12 protein-coding genes are annotated in these 13,787 nt (G+C 68.4%); 8 read left to right on the top strand and 4 right to left on the bottom strand.

What is annotated here, in order from left to right:
- Positions 1 to 91 precede the first annotated feature (91 nt).
- From CDO52_RS01500 to CDO52_RS01485, 4 genes are all read right to left on the bottom strand, one after another.
- Positions 92 to 1,381 carry a dihydrolipoamide acetyltransferase family protein gene (locus CDO52_RS01500; RefSeq protein WP_017620484.1) on the bottom strand — a complete coding sequence of 430 codons (1,290 nt, stop codon included), beginning with the start codon at positions 1,379 to 1,381 and terminating at the stop codon, positions 92 to 94.
- Positions 1,382 to 1,395: 14 nt separating this feature from the next.
- A complete protein-coding gene (locus tag CDO52_RS01495) occupies positions 1,396 to 2,394 on the bottom strand; it encodes an alpha-ketoacid dehydrogenase subunit beta (RefSeq protein WP_017620483.1) in 999 nt (332 codons plus the stop codon).
- A gap of 15 nt (positions 2,395 to 2,409) precedes the next feature.
- On the bottom strand, positions 2,410 to 3,519 hold the full coding sequence (gene pdhA / locus CDO52_RS01490) for a pyruvate dehydrogenase (acetyl-transferring) E1 component subunit alpha (RefSeq protein WP_017620482.1): 1,110 nt from the start codon (positions 3,517 to 3,519) through the stop codon (positions 2,410 to 2,412).
- A 478-nt stretch (positions 3,520 to 3,997) separates the two neighbouring features.
- On the bottom strand, positions 3,998 to 4,675 hold the full coding sequence (locus CDO52_RS01485) for a GntR family transcriptional regulator (protein WP_017620481.1): 678 nt from the start codon (positions 4,673 to 4,675) through the stop codon (positions 3,998 to 4,000).
- Positions 4,676 to 5,341: 666 nt separating this feature from the next.
- Between CDO52_RS01485 and CDO52_RS01480 the strand changes: the two genes are divergently transcribed.
- From CDO52_RS01480 to CDO52_RS01445, 8 genes are all read left to right on the top strand, one after another.
- Positions 5,342 to 6,085, top strand: a complete 744-nt coding sequence (locus tag CDO52_RS01480) for a phosphatase PAP2 family protein (protein WP_017620480.1) — start codon at positions 5,342 to 5,344, stop codon at positions 6,083 to 6,085.
- 282 nt (positions 6,086 to 6,367) lie between these two features.
- Entirely contained in the window at positions 6,368 to 6,742 is a 375-nt protein-coding gene (locus tag CDO52_RS01475; RefSeq protein WP_026126129.1) for an RNA-binding S4 domain-containing protein, read from the top strand.
- Positions 6,739 to 7,296: a DUF2752 domain-containing protein gene (locus tag CDO52_RS01470; RefSeq protein WP_017620478.1), complete on the top strand. Its 558-nt coding sequence runs from the start codon at positions 6,739 to 6,741 to the stop codon at positions 7,294 to 7,296. Before CDO52_RS01475 ends, CDO52_RS01470 begins: the two co-directional genes overlap by 4 nt.
- A 219-nt stretch (positions 7,297 to 7,515) precedes the next feature.
- Entirely contained in the window at positions 7,516 to 7,926 is a 411-nt protein-coding gene (locus CDO52_RS01465) for a hypothetical protein (RefSeq protein WP_017620477.1), read from the top strand.
- A gap of 588 nt (positions 7,927 to 8,514) precedes the next feature.
- The gene (locus tag CDO52_RS01460; protein WP_026126128.1) at positions 8,515 to 9,999 is read left to right on the top strand and encodes a SulP family inorganic anion transporter; all 1,485 of its coding nucleotides are present in this window, start codon (positions 8,515 to 8,517) and stop codon (positions 9,997 to 9,999) included.
- Positions 10,000 to 10,208: 209 nt separating this feature from the next.
- Complete coding sequence (locus CDO52_RS01455) at positions 10,209 to 11,105, top strand: LysR family transcriptional regulator (protein WP_017620475.1); 897 nt, start codon at positions 10,209 to 10,211, stop codon at positions 11,103 to 11,105.
- A 74-nt stretch (positions 11,106 to 11,179) separates the two neighbouring features.
- Positions 11,180 to 12,451, top strand: a complete 1,272-nt coding sequence (locus tag CDO52_RS01450) for an MFS transporter (protein WP_152471795.1) — start codon at positions 11,180 to 11,182, stop codon at positions 12,449 to 12,451.
- 660 nt (positions 12,452 to 13,111) lie between these two features.
- A complete protein-coding gene (locus tag CDO52_RS01445) occupies positions 13,112 to 13,498 on the top strand; it encodes a peptidase inhibitor family I36 protein (protein ID WP_017620473.1) in 387 nt (128 codons plus the stop codon).
- Positions 13,499 to 13,787: the final 289 nt, after the last annotated feature.

Below are 13,787 nucleotides of genomic sequence, written 5' to 3'. Positions count from 1 at the left end.
GGGGCCGACCGGAATGGCCGGACCGAACGCGAAACGCCCGGCCCCCGGAGTGAACCGGGAGCCGGGCGTCGGTGGCTGGCCTGGTCGGCGACTACAGGATGATCCGCATCGGGTTCTCCAGAACCTCGGCGAGGTCCTTGAGGAACGCGGCGCCGACGGCGCCGTCAACCGCGCGGTGGTCGACCGACAGTTCCAGGGCGATGGTGTTGCGGGCGGCGATCTCGCCGTCGCGCACCACGGCCTCCTGCTTCATCGCGCCCACCGCGAGGATGGCGGCCTCCGGCGGGTTGATGACGGCGGAGAAGCTGTCGATGCCGAACATGCCCAGGTTGCTGACGCTGAACGTGCCGCCGCTCATCTCCTGCGGCTTCAGCTTGTTGTCGCGGGCCTTACCGGCCAGCTCGCGGGTCTTGGTGCTGATCTCCGACAGCGGCGTCTTGTCCGTGTCGTGCAGGACCGGAACGACCAGCCCGGCGTCCACCGCGACGGCGACACCGACGTTGATCCGGTGGTGCTGGAGCAGCTTGTCGTCCACCCACGAGGTGTTCACCTCCGGGTGCGAGCGCAGCGTCGTGGCGACGGCCTTGACGATCAGGTCGTTGAAGCTGACCTTGACGCCGGTGTCGGCGAGCTGCGCGTTGATCTGCCCGCGGAACTCCTTGAGCCCCTCGGCGTCGATCGTGCGGCGCAGGTAGAAGTGCGGGACCTCCTGCTTGCTCTGGGTCAGCCGGCGCGCGATGACCTTGCGCACGTTGCTGACCTTGAGCTCCTCCGAGGCGCGGCCGTCGTCGAACGCCTCCTGCGGGGCGCCCGCCGGGGCCTGAGCAGCAGCCGGAGCGGCCGGGGCGGCGGCAGCAGGGGCCGGGGCGGCCTGCTGCTTGGCGGCGGCCTCGATGTCGGCGCGCACGATGCGGCCCTTGGGGCCCGACCCGGAGATCTTCTCGATGTCCAGGCCGTACTCCTTGGCCAGTCGGCGGGCCAGGGGGGAGGTGCGCGGACGCGCGGCGGCGCCGTTGGCGGACGGGGCCGCCGGAGCGGTCTCGGCGGGAGCAGCGGGGGCCGGGGCGGCGGCCTCCGTGGCCGGGGCCTCCTCCGCCTTCTCCGCGGGCGCGGCGGCCGGGGCGGACTCCTCCGGAACGGCGTCCGGGCTGTCGCCGATGACACCGATGACGGCACCGATCGGCACGGTGTCGCCCGCGCTCACCGACTGTTTGACGAGGTAACCGTCCTCGTAGGCCTCATACTCCATGACGGCCTTGTCGGTCTCGATCTCGACCAGCACGTCACCGGTCGCGACCTTGTCGCCGACGTTCTTGACCCAGGAGCTGATGACGCCTTCCTCCATGGTGTCGGAGAGGCGCGGCATGTAGATGTCAGTCATCGTGTGCTTTCCCCTTACCCGACCCGCCGGCCCACGGCGTTCAGGGTCTCCTTGACGACGGTGGTGATCGACTCGACCGACGGGAGAGCAGCGGTCTCCAGCGGCTTGGCGTACGGCATGGGTACCTCGGCCATGGCGACGCGCCGAACGGGGGCGTCGAGGTAGTCGAACGCGCCCTCCTGGATGGAGGCGGCGATCTCGGCGCCGATGCCGTAGGTGAGCCAGTCGTCCTCGGCGATGACGGCGGACCCGGTCTTGCGCACCGACTCCACGATCGTCTCACGGTCGAGGGGACGCAGGCTGCGCAGGTCGACGACCTCGCAGCTGATGCCCTCGGCGGCGAGCTTCTCGGCGACCTGGTTGGTGACCATGGCCATGCGGGAGTAGCCGATGAGGGTGACGTCGGTGCCCTCGCGGGTCACCGCGGCGCGGCCGATCTCGGCGACGCTCTCGTCCTCGTCGGGCACCTCGCCCTTGGTGTTGTACAGGCCCAGGTTCTCCAGGAAGAGGACCGGGTCGTCGTCGCGGATGGCGGCGCGCAGCATCGAGGAGGCCTCGGCCGGGGTGCTCGGGGCGAGCACCTTCAGGCCGGGGATGAAGGAGTAGAACAGCTCGATGTTCTGCGAGTGCGTGGCGCCGAGCTGCTGGCCGCCGCCGCCCGGGGTGCGGATGACCATCGGCACGGGCGTCTGACCGCCGAACATGCCGTAGATCTTGGCGGCGTGGTTGATGATCTGGTCGATCGCGATGAGCGAGAAGTTGATCGTCATGAGCTCGACGACCGGACGCAGGCCGAGCATGGCCGCGCCGACCGCGGCGCCGACGAAGCCCTCCTCGGCGATGGGGGTGTCGCGGACCCGGCGCTCGCCGAACTCCTTGAGCAGACCCTCGGTGATCTTGTAGGAGCCCTCGAAGACCCCGATCTCCTCACCCATGAGGAGCACGTTCTCGTCGCGGTGCATCTCGGCGCGCAGCGTGTCGCGGAGAGCCTGGCGGTAGGTGATCACGGACATGTACCCGCTCCTTATCTACTCGGCGAAGACCGGGTCGGCGGGCATACGGCGCGACTCGTTCGCCACGGGGGTGGCGTAGGTGTAGTCGAACAGCGTGGACACGTCGGGGTGCGGGCTGTTCTCCGCGAAGTCCGCGGCGTCGGTGACCTCGGCCTTGACCGACTCGGAGATCTCCTTCTTGATCTCCTCGGTGAGGACACCGGCCTCGTCGAGCTGGGTCTCGAAGGCCAGCACCGGATCGTTGGCCTTGGCCTCCTCGACCTGCTCCTTGGTGCGGTACTTGGCCGGGTCGACCACGGAGTGGCCCTTCATCCGGTAGCTGGTCGCCTCGAGCAGGAAGGGGCGCTGCTCGGAGCGGGCGCGCTCGACGAGGTCGCTGGCGGCGTCGCGCACGGCGAGCACGTCGCGGCCGTCGACCCGGACGCCCTCGATCTGGAAGGCGGAGCCGCGCTTGTACAGCTCGGGCTCGGCGGAGGACATCTCGACGGTGGTGCCCATGCCGGTGAAGTTGTTGATCACCACGAACACGATGGGCAGGTTCCACAGCGCGGCGATGTTCAGCGACTCGTGCCAGGCGCCGATGTTGGTGGTGCCGTCGCCCATCTGGCACATGACGACCTCGTCGCCGCCGCGGTAGGAGACGGCCAGAGCGGCACCGGTGGCCAGCGGGAGCTGCCCGCCGACGATGCCGTAGCCGCCGAGCATGCGGGTCTCGGTGTCGTACATGTGCATGGAGCCGCCCCAGCCCTTGGACACACCGGTGGCGCGCCCGTAGAGCTCGGCCATGACGCGGCGGGGGCTCATGCCCTTGCCGATGGCATAGCCGTGGTCGCGGTAGTTCGTGAACAGGTAGTCGCGCTCCTGGAGGGCGGTCATGAGGCCGACGACGGTGGCCTCCTCGCCCAGGTTCAGGTGACAGTAGCCGCCGATGCGGGCCTGCGTGTACGCCTGGCCGGTGCGCTCCTCGAACCGGCGGACGAGCAGCATCTGCCGGTAGTAGTCGAGCAGCACCTTGGGCTGCTCGTTGGCGATGGACGAGGCGGCGGTGTCAGCCTTCCGACTCCGCCGGCGACCACCCGTTGTCCTGGCGGTGCCGCCGCCCTTCGGCTTGGCCGTGTCAGCCATGGTGTGCCTTTCTACGTGCGGGGACGGTCCCCGGCGGGCCGGTGGGCCCCGGGGACCCGCGCCGTGGCCCACAGTGGTTGTGGCCAGGGCGGACGCGCCGACGCCGGGCTCAACGGCGGGGCGCGCAAGTGGCTGTTCGAGTCTGCGCCGCGTCGGTTCGGCGCGACTCGTTACTCGTTCTTCAGCTTCGCTTCCCGGTCGGGGGCCGGCTCATACATCGGTTTCGGGCTGGTCCGGCCGGTCGGCTCGCTGATCACGCAAGACTGGTGTTCTGTGTGACGTGTGTCGCGCATACTCTACGGATTGATCGATGATCGATCAATATGACTCTAGGGTAGATCTCGGGCGTAGCGCGCAGACGGGTGGATAGGTCGCTGAGATCTTCGCGACGGGGGCGGATCGGCGCCCGACCCGGGTGGAGGGAATGGAGATCAGCGCGCTGCGGCGCCCGCTGTCTCCCACGCGAGGTCGAACGCGTTCAGTGCGCGACGTTGTGCGTCTTCAACGCGGCCTCGACGTAGTTCAGCACGTGGTCGCTGAGCATCCGGCCGACGTTGGGATCGCGCCGACGGAACGCCTCGGTGATTTGGGCGTGGTCGGCGGCCTTGGCGTGCAGCTCCATATTGAGCCAGCGGACCGACAGCGCGGTCCAGACTTCGACGCCCAGCGACTCCCAGGTGTGGGAAAGCACACTGTTGTCCGCGGCCCGCACGATGGCCCGGTGGAACTCCACACTGTGTCTGACCTGCTCGTCCACGTCACCGCTGACCGTCGCGCGCTTGAGCGCCTCGACCTCGCGCTCCAGCGGTCGCGGGTCCTCGGCCAGGCGCGGGGCGGCCAGTTCGGCCGCGACGAGTTCGAGACCGGCCCGGACGGGATAGATCTCAGCCATGTCGGCGACACCGAAGTCGCGTACGCGCGCCCCCTTGTTCGGCACGGACTCGATGAGCCGCAGTGTCTCCATCTCGCGCAGGGCCTCGCGCACCGGCGCCTGGCTCACGTTGAGCTCGGCGGCGATGCGCCGCTCGACGACGCGTTCCCCCGGCTGCCAGCGCCCGGACAGCAGACCGTCGACGAGGAACCGACGGATCTGCTCCCGCAACGGGTTGCGGGCCAAGCGGGATTCCGCGTCCGACCGCTCGGGGAGGTCGACCATCAACGGCCTTTCTGCTCTGCGGCGCCGTGCGCGGCGCGAAGGATGTGCGGAGGCTCGTTACGAAGAGTGCCACATCACGGAGCGGAACCGATCTGTGGCCGACATCACCTAACGGATAACTCACATGTGGACGGCCGACGGGTGAACTCCCGCCGTTCATCCCCTGAGCAGTGGGTGAAGCGCCCAGCGTGACCAAGGAGTACCGATGGGCCGCTCGTGTCGGGTGTTCCGGCAGGGCGCTATGCTCACCTGTCGGAAATGTTCAAATAAACAGCTGGGTAACGTTAGCCGGTTTTCCCGGCGGAAACCCCTGACCGCCCGAAAGCCTGCGATGAGCAGGATCGACCCAGCGGCAGACCTCAACCTCGACAACCTCGACACGGACATCCCCGGCCGCGCGGGCGCCTTGAACCCAGTGTCCCCGCCCCCGCAACCACCGACCCCTGTCCCAGCGGCGAGCCCGTCCCCCTAAGCACACCCGTGCCGCAGGCCAGCCCACAATTCGTGAGACAGCACTGAGCACACATGATGCACACATCGCGGATCCGGACGAAGCCGCCGCACCGGGCGGGCCATTCGCTCCCCTCCAAAGATAGAGCCAATCGCGTCCTGCGCGCGGCACCCCGAATCTCGCTCAAGTCGTCCGGAAAGCCCTCCAACCCGCAGGTGGCCTGGCCAAGTGTCAGTGAGATCGCGTGGGGCCTGGCGTCGGACAAGACCGCGATCATTCTGGCCGTGGCGTTGATCACCATGACGGTGCTCTCGGCGGGGCCGCTGCACCCCATCGACAACTTCGTGAACACCGCGCCCCGGCCCTACTGGGACGAGATACGGCAGTTCCTCATCCTGTGGCCCGACACGGTGGCCTCGCGTGCCGTGGCACTGCCCGTGCTCACCGCGACCACGTTCCAGTTGGCCTACTGGCACCGCTCGTGGCGGCCGGTCGTCCTGGGCGTGGGCGGCGTCTTCGGGATGGTGTGTCTGGTGGCGTCGATGAAGCTGCTGCTGGCCCGCAACCATCCGCGGACCTACGACCCGGTGTTCTTCGGCGACCAGGGCGGGGTGTCCTTCCCCTCCGGCCACGGTGCCAACGCCACGCTCATCTACGGGCTCGTGCTGTTCCTGCTTATCCGCTATCGCGCGGTGCGCCCGCACATCGTCCGCCGCCTGGGCTACTGCATCGTCGGCATCGCGATCCTGCAGTCGATGGTCTCGGCCTACCTGCACTTCCACTGGTTCACCGACCTGGTCACCGGCATGATCGCCGGGGGTTTCGCCCTGGCGCTCACCATCCGCCTGGACCGCATGATCCCCGAAGGAAGGACCACCAACTGGTGGCCCTGGTACGGCCGCGCACCCGAGACCTCCGAGGAGCGTGCGCCCCGATCGGAGTACGCGGCGCGCGACTGACCCGGCCGAGCGCCCCCTCCAGACGCCTCCGCCTACCACCGCCCCCGCCTCCGCACCTACAGTTGCGACAGAGGCCTCGCTCTTTCCTCCGATGTTCTCGGCAGAATGCACCAGAAAACCGCTGAAATTCCGTGCACTCTGCCGAGATCACCGGATGGGGGCGGGCGGAGACCGACAGCGTGCGCGAAGGACCTGAGGGTGAACGACCCAGATAACCAGCAGGCACAGGACCGGAGGCCGGAGGGGGCGCCGTCGGAGCGCCCGCCCGCGCAGCAACGGCCCCTGCCGCCCGGGCCACCGACGACGCGCGTGGACCGCTGGCTGTGGGCGGTTCGGCTGCTCAAGACGCGCGCGGAAGCCGCGCAGGCCTGCCGGGGCGGCCACGTCCGGGTCAACGACCGGTCAGCCAAACCCGCCCTGCCGGTCCGCGTCGGCGACATGATCCGGCTGAAGGCCCACGGCACCACCCGCATCGTCGAGGTCACCCACATCCTGGAGAAGCGCGTCGGCGCACCGATCGCGGTGCGCTGCTACACCGACCACACCCCGCCACCGCCGCCCCAGGTGGCGATGCCGGTGGCCCGCCGCGAGCGGGGAGCCGGCCGCCCGACCAAGCGCGACCGCCGCATGATCGAGCGCCTGCGGGGTGAGAAGTGACGGACATACGGGACCTGACGAGCGTCAGGGCGTGGACGCGGCCCCTGGCCTTCCGCGTCGAGCGCCACGACGCCCACCGCTGGTTCACCCTCGCCGCCCTTGGCGGGCTCGTCCTCGGCGGCCTGATGGCGGTGTTCGGCCTGCCGCCGGTCGACGTCCACGGCCTGGCGCACTACTTCGGCATCATGGACCCCATGTGCGGGGGCACCCGGTCGGTGTGGGCGGCGATGAGCGGCGACTGGAAGATGTCGTTCACCTACAACCCCATCGGCATCCCCCTGGTGGTCGGCGCCGTGGCCACCCTCATCCGCGCCGCGATCGGGGCGGCCACCGGCTACTGGCTCAACACCTACGTGCGCTCCTGGCCCGTGGTCGCCGCGGTGTCGGCCGTGCTCTTCGTCGCCCTGGCGATCAACCAACAGCTCCACGCCGACCTGCTGCGCACACCGGGCGAGGAGTTCTCCCCCGTCGGCCCGATCCTCAACGCGCTTCCGCTGCTCATCGTGTGGACCGTGGTCACGGTGCGGGGCCGCATGATGCGTCGGCGCGGATGATGAGCTGGCCCTGGCCGCGTTCGACAGTGAGGACTGCCCGCTGACCGTGCGCGAGTTCCTGTGGTGCATGATGCAGGTCCGGACGACCAGGCCTTCGTTGGGGAGTACGGCGGGCGCGACGTAGACGTCGCCGCGTGAGCAGATCCGGCGGCACAAGAGCTCGGTCTGTCGGCCGCCCCGGGAGCCGTCGGCGGTGGCACGGAAAGCGACCACCGGAAGGTGGCCCGGAGCGCGGGGCAGCACGTCGATGCCGGGGAGCGACCGCAGCCGGGCGGCCAGTTCGTCGGCGGTGGCGTTCTTGGGGTCGGCGCCGATGTACTCGTGGCCGGAGTGGAACCGCGCTCCGGCGCGGGCCGCCTCGTCCAGCAGGGCGCGGTGGAGCACGCCGCGCGGGATCGAGAGCAGGTGGTGTTCGGGTTCGGTGCCGTACCGCTGATAGGTGAGCTCGCCGTCGCGGTGGTGCACGACCCGCTGCGGCAGGGGAACGCCCCGTTGGTAGAGCAGATCCACGATGCGGGTGTCCAGCGACCGCAGACCGCGCGTGGTGAGCGTCAGATTGAAGGAATGCCCTTTCGCCGGAGGAATCCGGCGGATATCCTCCCCTTTCTCATAGAGGTCGACGTGGAATGAATTCTTGCGGAGCTCGATCGCCACAAGGCAGGCGACCGGGCCCGCTCCGACTATCGCGACTCTGAGGGAACTGCGTGGTCTCCCCAATTCAACCCCTAGTGCGCTCCGTTTCTTTCCCTTTGTCGTCAAGGAACGCTACGGAGGGGCGCTCTGCACGGGCTCTGTCCGCGTTCTCGCCGCGGTAGCACGTCGCTCTGCGGGGGTGGGTGAGCGGCGGGGGAGCATACGTCAGCACGGGGACCGAAGCGTCCCGTTCGCCTGGCCCGAACGTGTGAATACCGTCTCAGGACAACCGCGTGACCTCCGCCTTTGGCGGAGGGTAGTGTCGCCACGGGAGCTTCGTGCTGCGGTGCGGGGCTCCTATTGCTTTCCCTTTTCCTCCCCGCTGTGCGGGGGCGCCGCCCGCTCGGGCACACGGTGTCTCCGGAGCACAGGGGGATCCGCGGAAACTCCGCGCGCGGGACCGACCTTTCCCCGATTCATCCCCATCCCATCCGGGCCGACCGCGCCCGTGTCCCGCTCCCCTGACCGATGTATGGCAAACCGCTTCGAGCGGTCCCACCGAGCTGCCCGAAAGTGAGCGGCTTCATGACCACACTGAGGACGGCGTGGCAGCGGACCACGCTTCCGAGCCTGTCGGTGCTGCGCGCCGAAGCCCTGTCCGGGCTTGTTGTGGCCTTGGCCCTGATCCCGAACGCGATCTCGTTCTCGATCATCGCCGGTGTCGACCCCAGCGTCGGGTTGTACGCCTCCTTCACCATGGCCGTCGCCCTGGCGTTCCTCGGCGGGCGCCCGGCGATGATCTCGTCGGCGACCGCGGCCATGGCCCTGGTCGTCGCGCCGCTGGGGCGCGAGTACGGCGTCGACTACCTGCTCGCGGCCACCATCCTGGCCGGGGCGGTCCAGGTCGTGCTGGGGCTGCTGGGGGTCGCCCGGCTGATGCGGTTTGTACCCGCGAGCGTCATGACCGGGTTCGTCAACGCGCTGGCCATCATGATCTTCACGGCGCAGATCCCGCACTTCGCGGGCGACGGGTGGACGGTCTACGCGATGATCGCCGCCGGGCTCGCCATCATCCTGCTGCTGCCGCGGCTGACCACGGCGGTCCCGGCACCGCTGGTGGCCATCATCGTGCTCAGCGCTTTCGCCTGGATCGTGGGGCTGGACGTGCCCACGGTCGGTGACATGGGCGAGCTGCCGGACAGCCTCCCGGTGCCGTTCCTCCCCGACGTCCCCCTCAGCTGGGAGACGCTGCGGGTCATCGCGCCGACGGCGATGACGCTCGCGCTCGTGGGCCTCATCGAGTCGCTCATCACCGCCAAGCTGGTGGACGACTACACCGAGACGCACTCCGACAAGGCCCGCGAGGCCCGCGGCCAGGGCTGGGCCAACATCCTCTCCGGCTTCCTCGGCGGCATGCCCGGCTGCGCCACGGTGGGGCCGACCGTGATGAACGTGCGGTCGGGGGCGCGCACCCGGCTGTCGACGTTCCTGGCCGGGGTGTTCCTGATCGTGCTCGTGGTCATGCTCGACAGCCTGGTGGCGGGGATTCCGATGGCAGCGCTGGTGGCCGTGATGGTGTTCGTGGCCGCCACGACCATGGACTGGCGCAGCGTCCGCCCCTACACACTGCGCAGGATGCCGTGGACCGAAACGCTGGTCATGGTGGTCACCACGGCGGTCATCGTGGCGACGCACAACCTGGCGCTGGGCGTGGGCATCGGCGTCGTCACCTCGATGGTCATCTTCGCCCGCCACGCCGCCGTGGTCGCGGAGGTGACCAGCGTCCTCGACCCCGAGGGCGGCACCCGCGTCTACTCCGTCCACGGCGAGCTCTTCTTCGGCTCCCGCGACCATGTCCTGCACCACTTCGACTACCGCGAAGCGGGCGTCCACACGGTCACCATCGACCTCTCCGGCGCCCACGTGTGGGACGCTTCGGCCGTGGCCGCCCTGGACCAGGCCCTGGAACGCTTCCGCCGCAACGGCGTCACCGCCGAGATCACCGGCCTCAACGCCTCCAGTGCCGCCCTGCACAACAACGTCAGCGGCCTACTGGCCGACGCCGCCTGACGCCCTGGGGGACGGTCGGCCGCATGGATCCGGCCGTCCCCCGCCCCGGGTATGCGTGCGGACTGGCGGTGCCGAGTTGGTGAGGGACCAGGGCATTAACCCGGCCGCATAAAGGACCGCTCGACCACCAGAACACCGACCCGGAGAGGTGGATGGGCGGCGCCGGTATATTCGCCGACGCGACGCGCAGTGTCACGAGGGGAACGTCAGTGGAGCGGCTTGAGATCCAGGTCTTCCTCACGCTCGCCAACGAACTGCACTTCGGACGTACCGCTGAGCGTCTCCTCATCTCCCGGGCCCGGGTCAGCCAGACCGTCCAGAAGCTGGAGCGGGGTATCGGTGCCCCCTTGTTCGAGCGGACCAGCCGAAAGGTCCGGATCACGCCCCTGGGGCAGCAGCTGTACGAGGACATCGAGCCCGGCTACCGGCGTATCAAGGACGGTATCGCCAGGGCGGAGGCCGCCGCGCGCGGCGTCGACGGAGTCCTGCGCGTCGGGTTCCTCGGCGCCGCGGCAGGAGAGTTCGTCCTGGATGCGATCAGCATGTTCACCGCACGCCACCCCGGCACGGACGCCCAGATCAAAGAGACACAGATCAACGGCATCATCAGTCCGTTGCGCGCGGGGGACGTGGACGTACTGGTCACCCAGTTTCCCATCGACGAGCAGGACCTCACGCGCGGACCTGTGGTCTTCTCCGTACCGCGGATGCTTGCCGTGCCTTCGCGGCACCCGCTGGCGGAGCGGACGTCGGTCTCCCTGGAAGACCTGGCCCACAACAAGGTATTCGCCTGTATCGGTGAAGTACCGATGTACTGGCAGGAGCACAACGCGCCCCTGCGCACCCCCAGCGGCCAGCCGATCGAGCGCGGCGAATCGGCCGCCACGCTGCAGGAGACTCTCGCCCTCGTCGGTGCCGGCAAGGGCATCTCCCCGGTGGGCGCCGATGTCGCCCAGCGCTACACGCCGCGGGGCGTCACATACGTCCCGTTGGAGGGCGCCGAACCGCTGGAGTACGGGCTCGTGTGGCGATCGGCAGGTGAGAACGCCAGGGTTCGCATGTTCGTTCAGGCATGTATGGACGCTGCCGCGGCGAAGCGAACCTGATCGGTAAGCCTGGCTTGACGAACGTTGCATTTTTCGGCGTTGTTCCAGTTCAACGGGTCGCCGACTGTGGCTTTATGTCCAATGTTCATTCGACGTCGACGACGCGCTCCCGCAACGGGGCCCGAATGCCCGTGGCGCTGCTCGCCCTCGCACTCGGCGCGTTCGCCATCGGCACCACCGAAGTCGTCATCGCCGGTCTCCTTCCCGAGATTTCCGTTGACTTCGGTATCTCCATCCCGACCGCCGGATCCCTGGTCTCCGGGTACGCACTGGGCATGGTGGTGGGCGCACCGCTGCTGGCCGCACTAGGGACGCGAGTGCCGCGCAAGTCCATGCTGGTGTGGCTGATGGTCGGCTTTGTCGCTTCAAGCCTGATCAGTGCCCTGGCACCCGACTACGGCGTGCTGCTGGTGGGCCGGGTCCTATCCGCGCTGGTCGGCGGCGCCTACGTCGGTATCGGCGCCGTCGCCGCCGCCGATGTCGTATCCGAAGACCGCAAGGCCAGGGCGGTCGCCATCATGTTCATGGGGCTGAGCATCGCCAACGTCGTCGGGGTTCCCGGTGGTACGGCCCTGGGGCAGGCACTGGGCTGGCGCTCCACCTTCTGGGCCGTCGGCGCCATCGGTGTGGTCGTCCTTCTCGGTGTTCTCAAGCTCGTTCCCTTCTCGCCGGTGGCGGAAGGCACCCACCTGCGGAGCGAGCTGGCGGTCTTCAAACGGGGCCGCCTGTGGCTGGCCTACGGCGCGACAGCCCTTGGCTGGGCACCCGCCCTCGCTGTTGTCACCTACATCGCTCCCATGCTCACCGACGTCTCCGGCTTCTCCGACAGCTCGGTCCCGATCGTGCTCGTCCTGTTCGGCGTCGGCATGGTCATCGGTACACCCATCGCCGGCAGGCTCGCCGACCGCGCGCTGATGGCAGCGGTGTACGGCGTCCTCATCACGGTCACCGCCTCCTCGCTCCTGCTGCTGCTCGCCGTGCACAGCAAGGTCGCAGCCGTGGCCATGTTCATCGTCTTCGGCGCCGCGGTGGCGGCGGTCATTCCGCCCGTGCAGGCCAAGGTGATGGCCACAGCCGAAGGCGCGCCGAACCTGGCCTCTGCCGCCAACATCTCCGCCTTCAACATCGGCAACGCCGTTGGCCCCTTCCTCGGCGGTATGACCATCAGCGCCGGACTCGGGTACACCTCGCCCATCTGGATCGCCGCCCTGCTCGGCGCGGGCGCCCTGATCTTCGCCCTGCTGTGCGGCTTGGCCGACGGTCGGCACCGCAGCCGCGTAGCCGCCGATGCCGCTGCCGCAGCCTCGCAGCCCCCTGCCAAGCAGCAGGCCGAAGTACGGTCCTGATGCCTTCCCCTGACACCGCCAGGTACTGAAGCCCAGGGAAACCCGGCCTAACGCCCCTGGGTGGAATCGAGGGATCGGAGTGTTCTCGGCTGGTGGGTGACCGGCAGGCCCGCCGTCGGCTGAGCACCGGTCCGCAGTAGGCCATGCGGGTCTCGGCCTGGTCCTCTCGATGCCCCGCCTCGGCGGGCCGCTCACGCCGTTCTCTACGAAGGACTGAGGGTGGAGGGGAGCGCGCAGTACCGCCCGTCTCGGTCACTACGCGCCGACGGCCCCGGACACGCCCGTTCGGGTGTGTCCGGGGCCGTTCGCGTTCTGAGAGGCAGTCGACATTTCAGCTATTTCTCCTCGCTTTTTATTCGCGGTTCCTCGGTCAATATCTATCCGTTTCGATTATTGAATAATCTCCTTTCTTTCTGTCTTGCTCCCAGTTGTTTTCGAGGATAGTCTCGGTGCGTCGCTTGCAAAGGCATTCGGGAATCCCTTGAAAATGGGGGAACTCGCACCCGGCAGGGGTGTGGCTTCGTGGTGTGGCTATGTGTGCCTTGGCCTGCGTGTGCCACGGCATCCGAAAATCGGGATGCTATGGCATGTGAATCGGCGGTAATAGTCGCTGCTTCACTAAACGACGAACGGCTGGACTTCCTAGGAAAGGACAACAGCATGAAGCGTGGATTCGGAAAAGCGCTGGCAGCGGGTCTCTTCGCCGCGGCCGCGGTAGCCGTCCTCCCGGCCGGCGCCGCCTCCGCTGCGACCGCGAGCCCGCAGCAGTGCACCGGCGAGCGCCTGTGCCTCTACTCGCATGCGGGCTACGACGGCGTCTTCGCCGGTTTCAAGTACAGCGAGGTTGACGTCCGCCCGTTCGGAGTCTCCAGGACGGCGAGCTCCCTCATCAACAACACGGATCACGCCTGGTGTGTGTTCTCCAACAAGGACTTCTCAGGCGAGCGTCGGGAGATCCCGGCCCGTGCCAAGATCTACAACCTCGACAGCGCGCAGTGGGACTTCAACGACAGGATCGAGTCTGTCCAGGTGGGCGCGTGCCAGTGACGCCCCAGCGCCATGGTCGGCGCTAACGGAGAAAGGGCCGTCGGCCGCGCCGAGGGCGCGGCCGACGGCCCGCGGCTGGTGTGAACCATATGTGCACACAAACGAGGGCGGCTCTTCTGGAGAGCTGCCCTCTACCTGCGCGCTCGGGAGGAGTCGAACCCCCCAACCTTCTGATGCGCAGTGAATCGCTCATGATGCGTGGCTCAGGCCGCTGACGAGCTAAATCACAGCGATCAAGGCTTCCATCTCGTCGCAGTGCGCACGCATTCAACACGATCAAGGTCCTGCG

This window comes from Nocardiopsis gilva YIM 90087 (assembly GCF_002263495.1).
Classification (GTDB): Bacteria; Actinomycetota; Actinomycetes; order Streptosporangiales; family Streptosporangiaceae; genus Nocardiopsis_C; species Nocardiopsis_C gilva.
This window is presented reverse-complemented; position numbering and strand designations above follow the sequence as displayed.